Raw genomic sequence first — 20388 nt, 5'->3', positions numbered from 1 at the left:
CGGCGCGCGCATCCGGCTCAGGCTGCCCGTAGCGCGCGGAAGTCGTTGCCGGGCGCCAGTTCGATCCGACGATCGCAGCCGGCGACCATCGCCCGGCGATGACTGACCAGCAGCAGTCCCCGGCCGGTACGATCCAGCCGATCGGTCAGGCGGGTCGCGACCATCTGTTCGGTTACCGCATCCAGTCCCTCGCTCGGTTCGTCGAGCAGCAGCCATGGGGCCGGGCTGACATAGGCGCGGGCGAGTGCCAGGCGGCGGCGCTCGCCGCCCGATAATCGCGCGCCATTCTCTCCCACCCATGCGTCCAGCCCGCCCAGCGCGCGCACCCGACCGTCCATGGAAGCGTCGAACAGCGCATGCCACAGCGTCTCATCCGTCGCTGCGGGATCCGCCAGCAGCAGATTGTCGCGCACCGTGCCCGAGAGCAGCTCAGCATCCTGCGGCGCCCACGCGAAGTAGTGCCGCAGCCGCGCAGGGGAAATGGTCGCGGCATCTTCGCCGTCGAACGTGATCTGACCGCGCGCGAGGGGACGCAAGCCGAGCAGCGTTTCCAGCACCGTCGTCTTGCCCGCGCCGGAGGGGCCGACCAACGCGATGCGATCGCCCGGACAAAGGGTGGTGGAAAGCGGCGCCGTTAGCATGATCGTGGGTGCGCTGCTGTCGATCGGCGACGCGACGATCGCCGGGGCGCCTGCCCTCAACACGGTATCGAGCCGCGCCTCCGCCTCGCGCACGCGACCTTGTTCGATCATCGCGCGCAGCACCGGGCCAAGACCATCGAGTGTCATCGCGGCGGCCAGCGCGGCGAGCGCGGCTATCGGCGCGCCCGCCGGGGCGGCGAGCACCAGCGTGCTGCCGGTGGCGATGCCGATGCCGGTCGCGTGGAGCCATTCGAACCAGCCCGCCGCGTTTCCATGCGCACGCTGCGCCTTGCCGAGAGCGGCTGCCTCGACATTGATCCGCTCGGCGGCCCATGCCTCCAGCCCGAAGCAGCGCAGTTCGGGAGCGGCATCGACCAGCCGTGCGACTTCCTCCCGCAGCGTGCCCGCCGCCTGCTGAACGGCGCGGCCGGGCTCATCCATGCGACGCGACAGACCGGCAGCACCCAGCAGCGTCGCGCCAGCGCAGGCGGCGGTCGACAGCGCGGCAGGAAGCCCGCCCAGAATGATCAGGCACAGCCCCGCTCCGAGCGCGGCGGCCACGCCCCAGGGGGCGGACAAGCGCACGAAGCGCGTCTCGATAGCGCCCACGTCGTCAACCAGGCGCGCAGTCGCCTCGCCGGTGCCGAGCGCCAGTGACTGCTCGATCGGAGCGCTACCCAGTGCGCGGTACAGCGCGGGTCGAATGCGTGCGAGCGCGCCAAACGCGGCCTCATGGCTCGCCAGCCGCTCGCCGTAACGGGCGCCCGTGCGGACGATCGCCAGCAGGCGGATGCCGGCGGAGGGCAGCATGTAATTGAAGGCTAGCGCCGCCGCTGGCCCGGCAGCACCGGCGATGGCCGCCGCGGTGATGAACCACCCAGACAGGCCGAGGAGAACGACCGAGGCGGCGGCGACCAGCGCCGCGAACGCCGCCGCGCGGACGAGCAGGCGGCGCTGCGCCCGCCGTTCGGCGGCGATCAACTGGTCGAGGATCATTCGGTATCTCCCAGGCGGACGACATGATCGGCAATGGCGGCAAGGCGCTCGCTATGCGTGGCGATCAGCGTGGTGCGCCCACGGCAGGCCGCAGCGATGGTGGCGATCAGCGCGGTTTCACTGGCGTGGTCGAGGTGTGCGGTTGGCTCATCCAGCAGCAGTACCGGCGCCGGTTTCAGCAGGGCGCGTGCGAGGGCGATCCGCCGCCGCTCACCCCCTGAAAGCCCGCTGCCGCGCGGGTCAATGACGCTTTCCAGCCCGTTCGGCCGGCGCGCCAGCATGGGGCCGAGCCCGGCCGCCTCCACCGCGACAGCGAGCTGCTGCGGGGTGGCCGGCCGGTTCGCCAGCAGCACATTGTCGCGGATGGTGCCGGCGAGGAGCAGCGGGTGCTGGCCAGCCCAGCTCGCCAGCGGCGCGATCGTCCCGATCGAATCGAGCGGAACGCCGTCTACCAGCACCGTGCCGCTCTCCAGTGGAGCAAGGCCGAGCAGGAGGTGCAGCAGGCTCGACTTGCCACTGCCGGAAGGTCCGACGAGCGCAACGGTCTGGCCCGGCTCCACTGTGAACGAGGCGCGCGCAACGGCGGGCCGGTCACTTTCCGGATAGCGGATGGAAACACCGACAAACGCCAGCGCCGGAGGCGCCGCGACCCGGCGGGGGCGCGGCGTGGCCGATGGGGCAGGGAGTGCCATCAGCCGCTCCGCCGCCGTCTCCGCCGACTGCTTGTCGTGGTAGGCGGCCGCCAGCCGGCGCATCGGACCGTAGAATTCGGGGGCGAGCGCCAGCACGAAGAAGGCGCGGCCGAGGTCGAGCTGCTCCGGCACCGGAAAGGGCAACTGGCCGAGCAGGTTGAAGCCGCAATAGACCGCCACCATCGCGACCGACAGCGCGGCGAAGAATTCGAGCGCGGCGGAGGTGAGGAAGGCGACGCGCAGCACGCGCATCGTCCGTTTGGCCAGTTCGTCCGCTGCGCGGCCCAGTGCCGCCGCCTCCCGCTGTTCGGCCCCGAAGGCGAGCACCACCGGCAGGGCGCGCACCCGGTCGGCGAACCGGCTGGAAAGGCGGGACAGCGCCACGAACTGCCTGCGGGATTCGTCCGCTGCCGCGCCGCCAGCCAGCGCCATGGCAATGACGAACGGGATCAGCGTCGCCAGCAGGATCGCGGCCGCCACCGGGCTGGCGATCGCCGTCGCGCCAAGCACCAGCAACGGGGCCAGCACCGCGGCAAGTCGCGCCGGCAGGAAGCGCGCGACATGGCCGTCGAGCGCCTCCACCTCGTCGACGGCGGCGGTAATCCAGCCGCCCATCGTGGTCGCCGCGCCGGGCGCACGATGGAGCGCGGCGTCGATCACGCGGGCGCGAACCTGCGCCTTGGCACGCTCCGCCGCCGCCGCGCCGATCCGCGCCGCCGCCATCGCGCAAAGCCCGCGCGCGGCCCCGGAGATGGCGACCAGCAATGCCCAGGGAAGAACGGCGGCGATGCCGTGCGGGACTGCCACCACGCCCCCCGCCAGCCCGCCGGCAAAGCCGATCGCGGCCACCGTATCCAGCAACAGCACGGCGCCGGCGCGTCCTGCCCCCTTGCCGGCGGCGGCAGTGAGCCAGCGGCCGCGCGTGCGCGCCATGGTCTTGGTCGATGAGGTCGAGGTCATTCCCGGCAGGTCGGCGCGGAACAGGTCGCCGTCTTTGACCACGGTCAATGTTGCGCGTGCGCCATGGTCCTACCGCGCCCCCATCCAGGGGTCGGCTTTCCGTCCCCACGGGGGAGACATTTCAATGGACCTCGGGGTCACAGACCTGTCGCGGCTGCAATTCGCGCTGACCGCGCTGTACCACTTTCTCTTTGTGCCGCTTACCCTCGGCCTGTCGTTCATGCTCGTCATCATGGAGTCGATCTATGTGATGACGAACCGCCCAGTCTGGCGGGTGGCGACGCGCTTCTGGGGCAAGATCTTCGGCATCAATTTTGCGCTGGGTGTGGCGACCGGCCTCACCATGGAATTCCAGTTCGGCACCAACTGGTCCTACTTTTCGCATTATGTCGGCGACATCTTTGGCGCGCCGCTGGCGATCGAAGGGCTAATGGCCTTCTTCCTCGAAGCGACGATGGTCGGCATCATGTTCTTCGGCTGGGAACGGCTGTCGAAGCTGGGCCATCTGATCGTCACTTTCCTGGTGGCGCTGGGCACCAACCTGTCGGCCTTGTGGATCCTGATCGCCAACGGCTGGATGCAGAATCCGGTCGGCGCGACCTTCAATCCCGAGACGATGCGGATGGAAGTGAGCGATTTCGGCGCGGTGCTGTTCAATCCGATCGCACAGGCCAAGTTCGTCCACACCGTCAGCGCAGGCTATGTCATCGCCTCCACGCTCGTGCTGGGCGTGTCGGCCTATTATCTGTTGAAGGGCCGCTTCATCCCCGTCGCTCGCCGTTCGATGACAGTGGCGGCAGCCTTTGGCCTTGCCTCCTCGCTGTCAGTCGTCGTGCTGGGCGATGAGAGCGGCTATGCGCTGACCGATAACCAGAAGATGAAGCTCGCCGCGATCGAGGCGGTCTGGCACACTGAGCCTGGGCCCAGCGGGCTGACGCTGATCGGTTATCCCGACTCCGTTGCGCGCGAGACCCGCTACAAGGTCGAGATCCCGTGGCTGCTGGGGCTGATCGCCACCCGCAGCCTGGACGGTACTGTCGCCGGCATGTCCGAACTGGTGCTGAAGGCGCAGGATCGGATCACGTCGGGCATCGTCGCCTATGACGCCGTCGAGCGGCTCAAGACCGATCCCACCAATGCCGAGCAGCGCGCCCGGTTCGAGGCGCACAAGCGCGACCTCGGCTATGCCCTGCTGCTGAAGCGGCATCTGGACGATCCGCGTACCGCCACGCCGGCGCAGATCGAGGCTGCGGCCTGGGACACGGTGCCTGACGTCGGGCTGATGTTCTGGAGCTTCCGCGTCATGGCGCTGATTGGCTTTGCCATGATTGCACTGTTCGGTGCGGCGTTCGTCCTGTGCTCGCTACGTCTGCATCTGCACAGCCGCTGGTTCCTGAAGCTTGCGGTGGCCGCCATACCCTTGCCGTGGATTGCGGCGGAGATGGGCTGGGTCGTCGCGGAGCTAGGCCGCCAGCCATGGGCGATCGAGGGCGTCCTGCCGACCTTCCTGGCGCATAGTACGCTGACACGTGGCGCCTTGTGGACCACGATTGCGGGCTTCACCGCGCTGTATGGCGCGCTGGCAGTGATTGAGGTGCGCCTGGTCCTCGCCGCGATCAAGCACGGCCCGGACGAGCGTGAGCCGGATCAGCCCGCACCGGGGGCAATCCCCGCCGTGCCCCTTACCGCCTGAACGAAAGGATCGAACCATGTTCGACTATGAGACGCTGCGCGTCATCTGGTGGGCGCTGATGGGCGTGCTGCTTATCGGTTTCGCGCTGACCGACGGGTATGATCTTGGGGTAGCGGCGCTGCTACCCTGGGTCGCCAAGACCGATGCCGAGCGGCGCATGGTCATCAACAGCGTCGGCCCCACCTGGGAGGGGAACCAAGTGTGGTTCATTCTGGGTGGCGGTGCGATCTTCGCGGCGTGGCCGCATGTCTATGCCGTCAGTTTCTCAGGCTTCTACCTGGCGATGTTCGTGGTGCTGTCGGCGCTGATCCTGCGCCCGGTCGGGTTCAAATATCGGTCCAAGCGGCCCGACCCCGCATGGCGGACGCGCTGGGACTGGGCGCTGTTCGTCGGCGGCTTCGTGCCCGCGCTGGTGTTTGGTGTGGCGGTAGGCAACGTCCTTCAGGGCGCCCCCTTCCGCATCGATAGCGACCTGCGTTCTTTCTACGAGGGCAGCTTCCTTGACCTGTTCACCCCCTTCACGCTGCTGTGCGGCCTGCTGTCGCTCGCGATGTTGGTGCTGCATGGCGCGGCGTGGCTGGCGATCAAGGTCGAGCGCGGCGCGGTGCACGACCGTGCGCGAGCCATCGGCAGCATCGCGGCGATCGCCACCATCCTGCTGTTCGCCGCCGGCTACGCCTTCGTCGCTTATGGCAATGTCGGCTATCGCATCACCAGCGTGGTCGATCCGTTTGGGCCGTCCAATCCGCTGCGCACCACCGCCGAGCAGGTGTCCGGCGGCTGGCTGACCAACTTTGCGCTTTATCCCTGGATGGTGGCAGCGCCGCTGATGGGCTTTGCCGGCGCGGCGCTGGCATTTGTCGGCATTCGCCGCGGGGCAGAGGCGCTGGCGTTCGCGGGGTCTTCCTCCGCCGCGCTCGGGATCATCGCCACCGTCGGCTGTTCGATGTTCCCGTTCATCCTGCCGTCCAGCATCGACGCGCATTCCAGCCTGACGGTGTGGAACGCGTCGTCGACGCAGCGGACGCTGGGCATCATGCTGTTCGTGACAGCCGTCTTCCTGCCGATCGTGCTCGCCTACACCGCCTGGGCATACAAGGTGATGTTCGGCCGGGTGACGACGGAAGACGTTCGCACCAACCCCGACTTCTACTGACAGGAGGCTGATATCATGTGGTATTTCACCTGGGTCCTCGGCCTCGGCCTCGCGGTGGGCTTTGGCATCCTCAACGGCATCTGGCATGAATTCCATCTGCCGATCGAGGATGACGAAGAGGCGCCGGCGCGCCGTTAAGTGCGAAAAGACGGACCGACGCGCTGCAACCGCGTCGGCCTGTTTTGCATGTGGGGCAGGGGCGACAGCGGGGCGCCGCCGATCTATAGCGCCGGCCATGCTCTCCAGGGACATTTGCGCGGATTGCGCCGTGCGCGATCAGGCGCTGTGCGGTAGCCTCGACGACGAGGAACTCGTCGCGCTCAATTCGATTGGGCAGCGCCGCCGCGTGCCGCGCGGATCGACCGTCGTCTGGGCGGGCGACGAGAGCGTCATCTGTGCCAATCTATTGTCCGGCGTGTTGAAGCTCGTTGCCTCGACCGCAGACGGGCGCGAGCAGATCGTCGGCCTGCTCTATGCGGCCGATTTCGTTGGCCATCCCTATGCCGATCAGGCCGATTTCACGGTCACCGCGCTGACCGATGCCGAATTGTGCGTTTTTCCGCGGCTCGCCTTCGAGCGGGTGCTGGAGGATCATGCGCGGATGGAGCATCTGCTGCTTCAGCGCACGCTGCGCGCCCTGAACGAGGCGCGCGGGCGGATGTTGACGCTGGCGCGCAAGTCGGCGGAGGAGAAGATCGCGGGCTTCCTGCTCGACATGGCTTCTCGCGCCGGCACGACCGGCTGCCGCGCCACGCCCGGTGGGCCGCTCACCTTTGACCTGCCGCTGACGCGTGGGCAGATCGCCGACGTGCTGGGGCTGACGATCGAGACGGTTAGCCGTCAGATGACGAAGTTGAAGATCGCGGGCGTGATCGCGCTGCCGGGCGGCCGGGGAATCACCATCGCCGACCAGGGTGCACTCGAACAGCGCGCCCAGGCGGCCTGACGAGCGACGGTTAACGGGCGGCGCGGTCTAAGCCGCGCGCCTGCTTAGTGCGTCGACCAGCAACGCCCGGCCGTCCGGGGTGAGGCGATGATGCGCCACTGCCAGGATTGCGAGTTGTTCCAGCTCGATCGAGGATCGGCAGCCGGTGAAGAAGCAACGCAGCATATAGCCCAGCACATGTGGATCGGTATGCTGGTCGCCGTCACCGGGCCGAAGCGCGCCGAGAAGCTCTTGCGCATAGCCGGCGTTGGCCGACCGTCGTGCATCGATCAGCCGAAGCAGCGCGACGGGGAGATCGTCGGTGGCGATCGATCGTAGCAGCGTGGCGAGCGCCCATTCGTCGGCCTGGCTCGCGGCGGTCACTCGCTCCAGCCCCGCGCACAGACGCGCGGCGGTGGCTTCATCGGGCCGGGCGGGGAGGGCGTCGGCGCATTTCTCCAGCGCATCGCACAGCGCCGCGACGCTCGCATGATCAGCGACGATGCGCATCAGGTCCACCTCCTGCACGACCTGCCATCCGCGCGAGAACGCGACCACAAGCCCGGCAGAGCGATCATGCCTCATCACGCGCAAAACTCCTTCTCGGCGCACCTTATCGAGCGCGAAGGAACAGGCATTGACGGCGATCAAACGATCCGGCGGGGCATAACGCAGCCGTCGGTGCGATGACCGCTGATGATGTGGAGGTGATTGGCGGGGATGCCGTCGGACGGGAGCCGACCTGACACGGGCCGGCTTTGCAGCTTCTCTCTCGATCGGAAGCTTGCTCCGGGCTTGTCGCCCGAGCGCGCGATCGGGGCCGGAGAGAGAAGAGGAAAGGGCCACCAAAAAGGAAACGGGGCAGGCAGGCCCTTCAGCCCGGCACTGCCCCGTCCATCGTCACTCGGTTGCCCGGCGCGTTACTGACAGTATGTGACGGTGGATACCGTAAACATTGTCTCGAAATGCGCGTATTTCCTCATTAAATCGTTGAAACCATGCTCTCAGTAGAGATCTTTCGTAAACATTCGGCCCTGGCCCTGGGTTCGGCACGGTACAGTGTTTACGTAACTCGGACGTCTCGTTAGGCCGGACTCTGGCTTGCTAAGTCGCGTGGCATAGAAGTGCTATTCATCGCAGCGCTCGTTCAAGCTCGAAGTTCACTTCGAGCTTGAACGAGCGCAACCGCCGGAGGCGGCAGCTACACTCCGACCCTGGGCCGGGCTGAGTTGCTTAGCGTTGCCGTAGGAACGCTGAGCCGCCAAGCTCGTCCATATGGCCGAAAGGATCGCCACGAAGCCCGAGAGCTCAGGTGGAGACTTGCCAAAGCGGCGTGAAGCCGAGCGACATGCAGGCGCGCTGGTATCAGTGCTGCTTCGGCAGCCCGGCTTCACTTACCGAAAGCCCCGTACCGGGATGCTCTCCACGGAAAGCCGCCGGTCCGCTCCCGTACCTAGAACCGCCGCGCTGATTGTGAGAAGTGCTAGGTCTGCAAAGCGCCCAATTTCAGTCGTTCGGCCGGCCGACGCTTAATCCCGAAAGCCGCCGTTCATCTATTAAAAATCGAGCCGGCGTGCTGTGTTCTTGCTGAAAGAACTAAGAGAAAGCAGGCAGAATCGCCCTCGCGGCATGCGGAAGAACATCTGCGCGTCCTGACCCTTACCAATACGGCGTCCCACGTGTCACCTATGAGGCAGCGATCTCAGATACGCGGCGACCGCGCGATACGCCGGCAGTGACGTCGGGTCGTTCAGATTGTTGGCGGCGTTCGGCATCGACGCGAACCTGACGAGCACCATGTCGGTGTCGAAGTCGACATAGATCGTCTGGCCATAGACGCCGCGTGCAGCGATGATCTTGCCGTTGCCCGGATAGATCCACCACAGGCCGGTGTAGCTACCACCAATGAGCGCTGGATATTCCGTTCCGAACTTCTTCGGATCGCCCCCAGCCCGGAGCGCCTGCACCGCCGCGGCGGGGAACAGCCGCTCGCCGTTGATCACCCCCTCGTTCAGCACGAGGAGCCCGATCCGGCCGACATCGCGCAATCCCGCACTAAGCCCGCCGCCGGCAAACGGCGTGCCATAGGCGTCCACCGTCATATAGGCGTCCTGCTCCGCGCCCATCCGCCGCCACAGCCGGTCGGACGCAAGGTTCGCTACGGATTTGCCGCTAACGCGCGAAATGATCCAGCCGAGCATGTCAGCATTCGGCGTCTTGTAGTGAAAGGCCTCGCCGTTCTTCCCCTCCGGCTTGATCTGTTCCAGAAACTCGAAATAGCCGTTCGGCCCCTTGTATCCGGCGGGCTTTGGCAGGGGGCTGGTGGCAGCGGCATATTTCCATACCCCTGCGTTGGGATCGGCGTAATCCTCCGAGTAATCCAGCCCGGTCGTCATGTTCATCACTTCGCGCACCGTCGCGGTGCCGAAGGCGCTCTTTGCCACTTCCGGCACGTAGCGGGTCACCAGTGCATTCGGATCGAGCTTACCCTCCGCGACCAGGATTTCCGCCAACAGCCCGGTCATGGACTTGGTCATCGACATGGCGGCATGCTTGCCGTCCGGCTCCAGGCAGCCGGAATACCACTCATAGACAACCCGCCCCTTGTGGAAGATCAACATGCCATCGGTGTAGTTGACGCCAAGCGATTGCTCCCATGTCATCGGCTTGTTCGAATTGAGCGGGGTGAACGCCAGCGCGTTGATCGTCTTTGCCGTTCGTGCAAGCTCCGCCGGCGGCAGATACGTCAGCGGAATGGCGTCTTTCAGGCCACGGTTGATCTCCACCGTCGGCAGCAGCTGGCGAATGTGGCAGACCGACCAGCGCAGCTTGGGAAAGCTGAAGTAATCGGATTGCGGCTGCATGATCAGCTTGTCCTTGGGCGGGGGAAATCCCTGCATCCAGCCCATCACGCGCGGGTCGGATGCCGCCGCCGACAAAGGCGCCTTCTGCGAGCCACCACCGAGCGAGGTCGTCTGTTCCTGAGCGGCCACGGCGGTGCCGAGCATCAATGAAAAAGTGAAGGCGGCAAGCGGACGCGACGCCCTAATAATTGACCACGACATTGAAGAATTCTCCTGTCCAAGTCGGTGCCTTCCCCGGGACGCCGCCATTATTCCGGCACCCGGGAAGGAAGCGCTTATCCCTGCAGTCAGGAATACCTGCTGGTTGAAGATACGGTGCTATTCGGGGAACAGATCATCGAAGAGATGGTGTTTCGTCACCCCAGCGATCAAGTTCAACCCGCGGGGATTGAGATCGGGCGGGTTGCCTGACCGAACTCGATCAGACCGGCCAGCTTGTCCGCAGGACATGCGCATAGCGGAGGGTGAGGGCGTCCTTGGTTCAGGGCGGAGGGTTGGACATGTCGAGCACGGTCGTTCTCCACCTAGCACTCCCGGCGTGGTGCCCGCATTGACAACGGTCACCTTCGGCTACGCTCATCACACTACTCCTGCCTCGAACCCGCAAGAATAGGTAGATCAACCGACCGCGCCCATGCGCTGCGGTTCCGACGTCTGCGGGCCGAGGTGGCGAAAGCCCCAAGCTGCCGGTCTAGGAGCAGATGACAGCGAAGATAGCTGGGGCTCGCGAGTTATCCCGCTCCCGCCAAGCCCTGCATCTGGCGCGGCGGCTCATCGTTCGCCCGACTGTTTTCGGGCGGGTTAGGGGCTGACGGCCTACAGCGCGCCGGAGCACTCGCGACCGCATCAGCAAAGCGATCTAGGACGAGGACTGGAGAGCAGACAAGAAGCGCTTATCGCTTATTCCAGCCGCGTCAGCTCGCGTTGCACGGCGCGAGATCGGTATGGTTCAGCTATCGGCGACGCAGGAAGTTCAGTCGGAACGACCCTTCGGGCGGCGTCCGCTTCCCTCCACAATCATTGTGAAAGCCGCCACTCATCCATTGCGCTCAAGGCGCGCTGTGAGCAGCTGAGCCTAGTAGGGGGCGAGAACGGTTTAGGTTCGGCGCGGATCGCTCCGTTAACGCGATCCCTTACTACCTCCGTCTTCTTCTCTGCCTTGGCGCGCGCCGCCACGTTCACCTTCTGGCTGTGATCAACGACATTTGAAACGGGCAGCGCGCGGGCATTCACTTCACCGTGCATCGGCCCGCCCGATGAACCAGTGGAGTTAAGCAACGTTGGTGCCTGCTGCCGCAACGATGTGAACTCATGGGGTGGGCACATGAACGACCCTATTCCGGCAAAATCGGCAGCCGAAGCTCGTGGAGCTTTGTTCCACTATCTTGTCCTCGCGACGATAGTGGGGGTGGTGACCGGCACCATCGGATCGTTGTTCCACCTCTCGCTCAATTCGCTTCAGCAATGGCCAATGCTGCTTCGGTCGCAGCTGGGTGGCTTCCTGCTGGTGACGACAGCTGCGCTCCTCACGATGATCGCGACGGTCACAGCAGTGGCGTTGGTCCGCCATCTCGCGCCGGAAGCCGGTGGCAGCGGCGTTCAGGAAGTGGAAGGGGCGATGGCTGGGCTCCGGCAAGTGCATGGGGCAAGGGTGCTGCCGGTCAAGTTCTTCGGCGGAATCGCCGCGATCGGTGGGGGCCTAGTGCTGGGGCGCGAAGGGCCAACGATCCATATCGGCGCATCGATCGCGTCCATGCTTGCGGGGCGATTCAGACTGGACGCGACCGGGCAAAGTGGCCTGCTCGCATCTGGAGCGGCGGCTGGCCTTGCCTGTGCCTTCAATGCACCCGTTGCCGGGGTTCTGTTCGTGATCGAGGAGACGAGGCGCCAGTTTCCCTATCGATTTGACACCTACATGGCGGTTATCCTGGCGGCGTTGTTGGCGACAGTCATGACCCAGCTGATCGGCGGCACAGGTGCAGATCTCTCCATGCCGGCAACCGAGATGCCGCTCAGCACCCTTCCGCTATTCGTCCTGCTCGGATGCTTGCTGGGCGGGATCGGCGTTCTGCTCAACGCCGGCATTCTCCGTGCCCTTGCCCTGGCGGGCGCGTTGGGAAAGAGAGCACCATATCTCTACCCCGCTGCGGTCGGACTGACGGTCGGCGTGCTGCTGGCGCTGATGCCGGACGCAGTGACCGGCGGAGAGGCATTAATCCCTGAGTGGGCCCGCGCGAACCCCGGCACATTCGCGCTGCTGGTGTTGTCGGCAATCCGCTTCTGCACCACAATTGCTAGCTATTCGGTCGGCGCGCCCGGTGGTATCTTCGCGCCCATCCTATCTCTGGCGGCCTGCATCGGACTGGCTTTTGCCGGGGCGGTTCACATGATCGTTCCATCAGGCACTCCAGTTTCCAGCGCATTTGCCATCGCTGCGATGGGCGGGCTGTTCACCGCTTCAGTCCGCTCGCCGATGGTCGGGGTGGTGCTGACACTAGAGCTGACCGGCGCCTACGCAGTCACGCTGCCGCTCGTTGCCACCTGCTTGTCCGCCAGCCTAGTGGCGCGCGGGCTGGGAGGCAGGCCAATCTACGAACAGCTACTCGACCGCACCCTCACGCAGGCCGGCGCCAACCAGCCGCACCGAGGCGTAAAGAAGGCATGACGCGCTCCTGCGCGCGCTCTTGGCCCTAAAGGGCTCCCTGAAAGACGAAGGTGAAGCGATACGGTTTTCAGCTTGGCCTGTGGCTTCTAGCGGGTCGGTGCGGCAGTCGCTTCCATCAGCGGACTCGCTGATGGAAGCAGCTGATGAACGTGGCGGCGAGCGCGATGGCAGGGAAAGAAGGCTGTGGGGCAGCGGTCTTGGCGGGTGGTGGCGGGTAAATCTAAAAGCGTCGGGCCGCGCGAGCTTCATGAACGTATCCCGCATAGCCGCTAAAGTTCCGCATCGGCGCGGGACCTGACAGACGCTGTAATGGCCCCGGGGTCGCAGCTTTCCCTTGCTAAGCAGTAGGCAATGACGATCGCGCCTCTTGATCAATGGCGAAATGGTTGCGGAATGCCCATCCTCATGCCGCTTTTGTGGCGATAGCATTTCAAGTGGAAGGAAAGCGGCACTCACATGAAGACGTGAGTTGGCCTTGCTAGGTGAACCGCATCGTTGAAGAGGCTCAACCCTCCCACCAGCCTCCAAAGAGAACAATAGGGGGATTTAGGAGCGCGTATTTCAGAAAGGTTATCTGTAATCATACGTAAAGTCACGAATCGACGAGTATCATATGCTCGTTGAGAAGTATTCGACGATTAAGCTTAACGAACAGCGCACTGCGTTGATGAACATACTGCCTAACGCCGAATTTCTCCTCCTAGCGCGCGGAGTCATCCTTTGTCGTACTACATTGATCGTCGCTGGGAACCTCTCTCCTCTCCTGTCGAATCATCGAAGCACGAGATCGGCGGGGCACAATCGCTGAACTCTTTCCCACACCAAGGAAGGTCGATGAAGACTATCTTCAGGGGGTGTCTGGCGGCGTTGGCTTGCGCTTTCACCGTACCGGCCGAGGCTCAGCTGAGCGGACAGCCAGCAGCCAAGCCGACGCCGGCGTCGACCGAGCCGGCGGGTGCCGATATCGTGGTCTTTGGTCGCGGGGAGGCGAAGATCGGCGTTGCCCATGCCGCCAGCGAGGGGACTGTGGCTGGTGCGGACCTGCTGGTGAGGCCGCTGCTGCGCGTCTCGGAACTGCTTGAAGCAGTGCCCGGCATGGTGGCCGCGCAGCATTCCGGCAGCGGCAAGGCCAACCAGTACTTTCTGCGCGGCTTCAACCTGGATCACGGGTCGGACTTCACCACCTACATCGATGGCGTGCAGATGAACCTGAGGACCCATGGCCACGGTCAGGGCTATCTCGACCTCAACGGCCTGATCCCGGAGATCATTGCGCGGGAGGATTTCCGCAAAGGGCCGTACCGCGCCGATGGCGGCGACTTCGCGCTGGCCGGCGCGGCCTATATGACGACGATCGAGAGCTTCGATGCCCCGTGGGTGTCGCTGGAAGGCGGTTCCTATGGCTATGCTCGGCTGGCGGCGGGCGGGACGACCGACGGGCTTGGCGCGGGCAAGCTGACGCTCGCCGGCCAAGCGAAAATCTATGACGGGCCGTGGCAGGAGCCAGAGCATCTTCGCCACGCGTCCGGCTTTGCCAAATATGTCGCGCCACTTGGCGAGGGAACGATCGAAGCGTCGCTCAATGCCTATCACGCGACATGGCGTCCAACTGAGCAGATCCCCGAGCGAGTCATCGGATCGCCGATCTGCCCCGATGTCTTCTGTTCGCCCGATCCGTCCGCACGCGGGCGCACCACACGGCTGGTCGGCAATATCGCGTTCCGCCAGACGGACTGGCGCGCGAACATCTATGGCCAGTTCTACGACTGGGCGATGACGTCCAACCCGACCTATACCGACCCGGACGGGACCAGCGCGCAGATCCGCCAATTCGACCGGCGATGGATCATCGGTGGTCGCGGCGAGAAGCACTGGACGGTGTCCCAGGCGCTGACGCTCACGCTCGGCACAGAGGCGCGATATGATCATATCGGTAATGTCGGTGTGTCGCGCACGAGTGAGCGCCGGTTTCTGTTCTCGCTCGGCCGGTACCATGTCGAGGAAGCGTCGGCCGCGCTTTATGGCGAGGCGACGTGGGAGCCGCTGGCTGGCCTTCGGCTGATCGGCGGCCTGCGCGGTGATTATTACCATTATTCCGTCCGTGCACGCGACGAGGCCGCAGCGCAGGCCGGCACGGGGAATGGGCATGATTCCATCCTCTCCCCCAAGGCCTCGGTCGCCTATTCGCTGACGCCGAACCTGGAATTGTACGGCAATTGGGGGCGGGGTTTTCACTCCAACGACGTTCGCGGCGCGGTGAATATCGAAACGCCCGTGCCGGTGCTGGTGCGCGGCGAGGGCAAGGAAGTGGGCGCGCGCTGGCAATTGTCCTCGCTGACGGTGACCGCCACGTATTGGTGGCTGGACGTGGACAGCGAGCTGCGCTTCGTCGGCGATTCTAACGCCGTCGAGCCGACCGGCGCGAGCAAGCGGCGCGGCTATGAACTGATTGCGTTCTGGCGGCCGCTGCGCTGGCTGGCGATTGACGGCAACTACACGGCCAGCCGCTCACGGTATGACAATGGCGACCGGATCCCCAATGCGTTCGAGGATGCGGCGTCTGCCGGCATCGCTCTTGTGCTTGACCCATGGGAGGCCAGCCTGCGTCTACGCCATCTTGGGCCCTATCCGCTGATCGAGGACAATAGCGTCAGAGATGGCGGAAGCACCGTGTTCAACTTTCGCGCGGCGCGGAAGATCGGACGGTTCCAGGTCTATGGCGAGCTGCTCAACATCCTGAACAGCCGGGACAAGGACATAGTCTATTTCTACGAGTCCTATATCCCATCGTTTGACCAAGACGGGCCGGTTGAAGGCCGCCTGAGCCGTGTGGTCGAACCGCGTACGCTGCGTCTGGGTGTTCGCGCCGAGTTCTGATTATGCGCGCTCCGCAGCGTGAGACAGGAAGCAGGGCAATCATGATGCTTCGCCCTCCAGTCAGGAGCAGTTTCGTTCTTGCATGCGCGATCCAGGAATGAAGCTGGCCGCATGACGCTCTCCCGCGAGGGGTAGTCGGAGGGGGTGCTTGGCTTCGAGACGCAACAGTCAATTCTCAATGAATTTGTCGCTATTTCTCGGCATTAGTGAAGTTGCGTATTTAGCGCGTGGTTCACCCCTCCTAGAAAAAAAAGACGCCACCAGCAGCTTTGGCGGGAGTGGGTTCGCTCCGTGCGAGATCGGGCTGGCGACGCAACATTGTGGCGTTGCTCAAGCGAATGATCGCGATCGATGCAGAGCTGCCAGTTTCGACTCGAAACAACGGAGATAGCGCGATGCCGTCACCCTCAGAAACCCGGCATATCTACGAAACCGGTACGCAATTGATGCCGGCGATCCATAAAGAGCGGGATTGGCCCTATGAGGTCCCGCACACGCTTTACGAATCCTATATCTGGCCGACACATGATGTCGGCGGACAGCCATGCCCTCCTCAAATATTCGAAGAGAAAGAGGATGAGGAGTGGGAGAACAACGTCTACATCACCTGCGAGGTATTAGGATTCAGGGGCATGTGGAACGCCGAAGAACGGCGCCGCCGCTATGCCAATGATATCGGCATGACGCTTTACTATGGCTTTCCTTACAATGCGCGCTGGATCTGGGGCGCAGCGAAGATGCTGGTCGACAAGAACTACATTTCGCTGCTCGAGCTGCAGGAGAAGATTGCTGAGGTTCGGGAGCGGCTGGGCGTCAACGCCGCCCGCGACGGACACGCTAGGTCAAACGTGAGCGCGGGCGCTCACGTCAACATTACCACCCATAACGGAAACCCCGGTCGGGCCCGGACCGGCGGGCGTCCCGACTACGGACCAAAGCCGCCATGGGAGCCCACGGGTGAGACCCTGCCGGGCCGCTTCAAAGTGGGCGACAAGGTACGCGTGAAGGATTTGCCGGCGATCTTCTACACCCGGACACAGATGTATGCCCGGAACATGACGGGCACGATCGCTGCTCTGACTTATCCGGACCTTGTTCCCGCCGACGAGGCTTGGGACCGCTACGATCAGCCACAGCAGCAATATTACATCGTCCGCTTTCCACAGAAGGAGCTTTGGGCGGAATATCCGTTCGAAAACGACACGCTTCAAAGCGAATATCCGGACATGTGGCTCGAGCCCGTCGAGTAACTGAAGACTTAGCCCTAGTCATAGGAGCAGGATATGGCGACGACACACAATCATGGCGACCACGACCATTCGCACGACGATGGTCACGACCATCCGGGAGCCGCCCCGATGGTTGATGAGATTTCCGACTTCGAAGTTCTGGAGCTAGCCGTTCGTGAACTGGCCATCGAGAAAGGCCTGTTCACTGCCGAAGATCACCGCGTTTTTTCCGAATGGAACGATGCAAGATCGCCGGCCGCAGGTTCGCGCATGGTCGCAAAGGCCTGGCTGGACCCCGAATACAAGGCCCGGGTTTTTTCCGACCCGCTGAATGCCAGCAAGGAAGTGGGCGTCGACTGGGCCGAGCCGAGCGGCTTTGGCACCACCAGCGACTATATGCACCTGACCGTGTTGGAAAACACGCCGACGCTGCATCACGTCATCGTCTGCACGCTGTGCTCCTGCTATCCACGTCCCCTGCTGGGCCACTCGCCCTATTGGTACCGCGCGCCCAATTACCGCCGCAGGATCGTTCGCTGGCCACGCCAGGTGCTGGCGGAGTTCGGATTGGTCATTCCGTCCGAAGTCGAGGTGCGGGTGGAAGATTCCAACGCGAAGAGCCGCTTCATGGTCCTGCCCGTGCGGCCCGAGGGCACGGAGGGCTGGTCGGAGGATCAACTCGCCGAAATCGTCACGCGCGACTGCATGATCGGCATTGCTCAACCGAAGCCCGGCAGGACATCGGACGGGCCCAGGCCGATCCATAAGGCCAGCCGGCCGGTGCATAGCGGCGGCAGGCCGGCGGAGGCAGCGCGATGAGTGGGGCGAGCGGCGCCGCTCACGGTCACGGCGAGGGGCAGCACGTTGACCTGAGGCCTGTCGAGTTGCTCGAGGCGCTTCAGGACGAGGATCAAACCTGGGACCGGCTGGCGGCGCGTTGGTCGGTGACCAACCCGGAACCGCCATGGAAGGTCTGCCTCGATGCGACCTGCGACGCTCTGTCGGCGGTCGGCGCGCTAGATTCGCTTGAGCGCCGTCACGCTGAGGACGAGCTGGAGACGGTGTACAGCGAGATCCCCAACCCCGAACGCCAGCTGCTCTCACTCGCGCACATCATGCTCAGTCGAGGTCTGGTGACCGAGGAAGAACTCGCCCGCCAAATTCGCACCGTCCGGGACCGGCTCGAAGCCGTGTAGGACCCAAAGAGGTAGACTTATCATGGCAAACTATCGCTCTCACGCTATACGTGCCGCCTGTGCAGCGTCTCTCTTTCTGGCGGGCACCCCGGCATTCGCCCATCACCCGACAGGCGGTCAGACTCCGATGACATTCGGGGACGGCCTGCTTTCCGGTCTGGGGCACCCGGTGATTGGTATTGACCACTTCGCCTTCGTCGTCGCCGTCGGTATTGCAGCCGCCTTGGCTGGCCGCCTGTGGCCGCTGGCGGTCTCCTTCGTCGTCGGAGCCGTTGGGGGATGCCTGGTGCATGTCGCCGGCATCAACTTGCCCGTCGCCGAACTGGTCATCGCTGCGACTGTGTTGCTGCTCGGCGCAATCATCGCCACCAATCGCCAGCTTCCCGCTATCATGCTCGGCACGCTCTTTGCGGGCGCAGGGCTGTTTCATGGGTGGGCGTACGGCGGGTCGATCCTAGGCGCGCAGGAGATGCCGCTCGTCGCCTATCTCACTGGCTTCACCCTTATCCAATTGGCCATCGCCCTGTTCGCTGGTCTCGTAACCCGCTGGGTGATGGTCAGCCACCCTGCTCGCCAAATGAATGTGCGCCTAGCGGGCGGCGTGGTGGCTGGCATGGGGCTGGCGCTGTTCGTCGGACAAATCGAAGGCGTGCTGTTTCCGGGCGTGCTGTGACCGCCGGCGACGCAGGCCGAATGCGCGTTAGTTGATCTGACCCTTCATCGTTACGGCAATGAACCTGAGGTCCATCGCCGTAACGATGATCTCACCGTGATTTGGCGCCGAGGACGTAGGGCAGAAGATGCCCCGGCTCATCGGACGGCGCGGAAAAAACAGGAGAAGCACCGTGGCAAAGTTCGAAAATCGATTGGCTTGTGTGATCAAATCCGACGGCACGATCGCGCGTGGCTATATGATCGACAAGTGCGAAAAGAAGGGCGACAACGAATATCTGATCAGCTGGAAGATCCCGCTGCAGGGCGAGGCCAAGACTAACTTCGCGGGCACGATCGGCAGCGCGATGGAAGAGGAAGTCCAACCCGGCTTCATAACCGTTGGACTGACGCAAGATCCAAGTCAGATGCAGGTGCATACATTTGACGTGAGCGGTAAGCCCGCGGCCCGGTCATTTCACATCGCATGCTTCAGAGACGAGTAGGTCGATGACGAATGCGGCCTCTGCCGTTGCTTCGACTATAATCCGGTTCGAAGCTGGAGCGCCTTGCTGAGGTTGGCGGGATGGGCCTTGGGCGTGGAATAGCCGAGCGCAGAGAGCGGGCGAGGCTGGTTGCGTTTGTCGACCGATCTGGCGCTCAACGATTGCAGGTGACGGCTGCGCGCCGGTTTACCCCCTCTCTGCTAAGGCACCCGTTCCGGCATGGGCCGGCAGGCATCACCCGCACCAGCGCTCGAAAGCAAGAGCAGAGGAGGCCACCGGATGGATGACGTTCTCCTACGCGTCGTGATTTTCATAGTGGTTGGGTTGATATCGGGCTTCTTCGCGGGCTTGTTCGGTATCGGCGGAGGCACCATCCGCATGCCGATCTTCATCTACCTGTTCCCCTGGCTCGGCGTTGCCCATCCGGTGATGATGCATGTAGCAACCGCGACCTCAATGGCACTCGTCATACCGAGCGCCATCAGTTCGAGCCGCAAGCACTACAAGCTCGGCGATTTAGATGTGGGATTTTTCAAGACCTGGGCCGTCGGCCTTCTTGTCGGCGTTGTGATCGGATCGATCCTGCTGCCATTCGGGTCGACCGAGATTTTGCAGGCCCTGTTTTCGATCTATATCGTCCTGGTAGGTCTCTACATCGCGTTCAATCACGGGCGCTTTTTTTTCGGCCAGCGGCCGCCAGAGGGCGCAAAGATGGTCGGCCTCTCTTCGGTCGTCGGCTTAATCGCTGCGATGACCGGCACCAGCGGCGGCACGCTAACAACACCGATCCTCTCGGCCTTCAATATGCGTCTGGAACGCGCGCTCGCGATTTCTGCCGCGACCGGTCTGATCACCGGCACGGCGGCCTCAATCGGAGCCATCATCAGCGGTTGGAATGCCAAGGAGCTTCCGTCTTACTCACTCGGCTATGTCGACGTTATCATATTCCTGGTGATGGTTCCGACAGTCATGGTTGCCGCGCCGATCGGCGTGAGTGCCAGCCACAAGATGAACGAGCGAACCTTGCAGTTTACCTATGCGCTGCTGCTAATTGTCATCGGCATTGATCTTTTGCGGCGCCTCATCTGATCAGGACGGCGGATTAGCCACAGAAGATACACAACTGTTTGAGATCGGTAAAAAAACATCCCAGCCCGCAAAGAGTAGGAAAGATCCGCAGTTCATAGAATCCGTTACGCGACCATAGTCCGGCCTCGGAATCGAAGATGTAAAAGTTGGAGGAAGCGCTGATGAGAGGAATTGAACCGGGCGATACCGCCTTTCTGCTAGGCTGCACGGCGCTGGTCCTCATGATGACGCCCGCGCTGGCGCTGTTC

General features: G+C 63.8%; 16 protein-coding genes. 12 read left to right on the top strand and 4 right to left on the bottom strand.

Annotation, left to right across the window (positions count from 1 at the left end):
- Nucleotides 1-17: 17 nt before the first annotated feature.
- Nucleotides 18-1637, bottom strand: a complete 1620-nt coding sequence (locus tag K0S66_RS13105) for an ATP-binding cassette domain-containing protein (protein WP_301075904.1) — start codon at nucleotides 1635-1637, stop codon at nucleotides 18-20.
- Entirely contained in the window at nucleotides 1634-3262 is a 1629-nt protein-coding gene (gene cydD, locus K0S66_RS13100) for a thiol reductant ABC exporter subunit CydD (RefSeq protein ID WP_301075962.1), read from the bottom strand. The genes K0S66_RS13105 and cydD overlap by 4 nt, the downstream gene beginning before the upstream one ends.
- Nucleotides 3263-3413: 151 nt before the next feature.
- Between cydD and K0S66_RS13095 the strand changes: the two genes are divergently transcribed.
- The 4 genes from K0S66_RS13095 to K0S66_RS13080 all read left to right on the top strand — a co-directional run bounded on the left by K0S66_RS13095 (nucleotide 3414) and on the right by K0S66_RS13080 (nucleotide 7084).
- The gene (locus tag K0S66_RS13095; RefSeq protein WP_301075903.1) at nucleotides 3414-4982 is read left to right on the top strand and encodes a cytochrome ubiquinol oxidase subunit I; all 1569 of its coding nucleotides are present in this window, start codon (nucleotides 3414-3416) and stop codon (nucleotides 4980-4982) included.
- Nucleotides 4983-4998: 16 nt separating this feature from the next.
- On the top strand, nucleotides 4999-6138 hold the full coding sequence (gene cydB / locus K0S66_RS13090) for a cytochrome d ubiquinol oxidase subunit II (protein WP_301075902.1): 1140 nt from the start codon (nucleotides 4999-5001) through the stop codon (nucleotides 6136-6138).
- Between the two features lie 15 nt (nucleotides 6139-6153).
- The gene (cydX, locus tag K0S66_RS13085) at nucleotides 6154-6276 is read left to right on the top strand and encodes a cytochrome bd-I oxidase subunit CydX (RefSeq protein ID WP_301075901.1); all 123 of its coding nucleotides are present in this window, start codon (nucleotides 6154-6156) and stop codon (nucleotides 6274-6276) included.
- Between the two features lie 97 nt (nucleotides 6277-6373).
- Nucleotides 6374-7084 (top strand): Crp/Fnr family transcriptional regulator, encoded by a 711-nt coding sequence (locus K0S66_RS13080; RefSeq protein ID WP_301075900.1) that lies wholly within the window; start codon nucleotides 6374-6376, stop codon nucleotides 7082-7084.
- 27 nt (nucleotides 7085-7111) lie between these two features.
- Here the strand turns inward: K0S66_RS13080 and K0S66_RS13075 are convergent, their stop codons facing one another.
- Both K0S66_RS13075 and K0S66_RS13070 read right to left on the bottom strand, forming a co-directional pair.
- Entirely contained in the window at nucleotides 7112-7648 is a 537-nt protein-coding gene (locus K0S66_RS13075) for a hypothetical protein (protein WP_301075899.1), read from the bottom strand.
- 1097 nt (nucleotides 7649-8745) lie between these two features.
- Complete coding sequence (locus K0S66_RS13070) at nucleotides 8746-10128, bottom strand: serine hydrolase (RefSeq protein ID WP_301075898.1); 1383 nt, start codon at nucleotides 10126-10128, stop codon at nucleotides 8746-8748.
- A 1123-nt stretch (nucleotides 10129-11251) separates the two neighbouring features.
- On the opposite strand from K0S66_RS13070, the gene clcA reads away from it, so the two are divergent.
- The 8 genes from clcA to K0S66_RS13030 all read left to right on the top strand — a co-directional run bounded on the left by clcA (nucleotide 11252) and on the right by K0S66_RS13030 (nucleotide 20140).
- Nucleotides 11252-12592 (top strand): H(+)/Cl(-) exchange transporter ClcA, encoded by a 1341-nt coding sequence (clcA, locus tag K0S66_RS13065; RefSeq protein ID WP_301075896.1) that lies wholly within the window; start codon nucleotides 11252-11254, stop codon nucleotides 12590-12592.
- A gap of 834 nt (nucleotides 12593-13426) precedes the next feature.
- The gene (locus K0S66_RS13060; RefSeq protein WP_301075895.1) at nucleotides 13427-15469 is read left to right on the top strand and encodes a TonB-dependent receptor; all 2043 of its coding nucleotides are present in this window, start codon (nucleotides 13427-13429) and stop codon (nucleotides 15467-15469) included.
- Between the two features lie 338 nt (nucleotides 15470-15807).
- Nucleotides 15808-16719: an SH3-like domain-containing protein gene (locus tag K0S66_RS13055; protein ID WP_301075894.1), complete on the top strand. Its 912-nt coding sequence runs from the start codon at nucleotides 15808-15810 to the stop codon at nucleotides 16717-16719.
- Nucleotides 16720-16752: 33 nt separating this feature from the next.
- The gene (scnC, locus tag K0S66_RS13050) at nucleotides 16753-17517 is read left to right on the top strand and encodes a thiocyanate hydrolase subunit gamma (protein WP_301075893.1); all 765 of its coding nucleotides are present in this window, start codon (nucleotides 16753-16755) and stop codon (nucleotides 17515-17517) included.
- Nucleotides 17514-17894, top strand: coding sequence for a hypothetical protein (locus tag K0S66_RS13045; RefSeq protein ID WP_301075892.1), 381 nt, complete (start codon nucleotides 17514-17516; stop codon nucleotides 17892-17894). Before scnC ends, K0S66_RS13045 begins: the two co-directional genes overlap by 4 nt.
- A 22-nt stretch (nucleotides 17895-17916) precedes the next feature.
- Complete coding sequence (locus tag K0S66_RS13040; protein WP_301075891.1) at nucleotides 17917-18567, top strand: HupE/UreJ family protein; 651 nt, start codon at nucleotides 17917-17919, stop codon at nucleotides 18565-18567.
- 172 nt (nucleotides 18568-18739) lie between these two features.
- On the top strand, nucleotides 18740-19051 hold the full coding sequence (locus K0S66_RS13035; protein WP_046408931.1) for a hypothetical protein: 312 nt from the start codon (nucleotides 18740-18742) through the stop codon (nucleotides 19049-19051).
- Nucleotides 19052-19330: 279 nt separating this feature from the next.
- The gene (locus K0S66_RS13030) at nucleotides 19331-20140 is read left to right on the top strand and encodes a sulfite exporter TauE/SafE family protein (RefSeq protein ID WP_301075890.1); all 810 of its coding nucleotides are present in this window, start codon (nucleotides 19331-19333) and stop codon (nucleotides 20138-20140) included.
- Nucleotides 20141-20388: the final 248 nt, after the last annotated feature.

It is taken from the genome of Sphingomonas sp. (assembly GCF_029239295.1).
Lineage (GTDB): Bacteria > Pseudomonadota > Alphaproteobacteria > Sphingomonadales > Sphingomonadaceae > Sphingomonas.
This window is presented reverse-complemented; position numbering and strand designations above follow the sequence as displayed.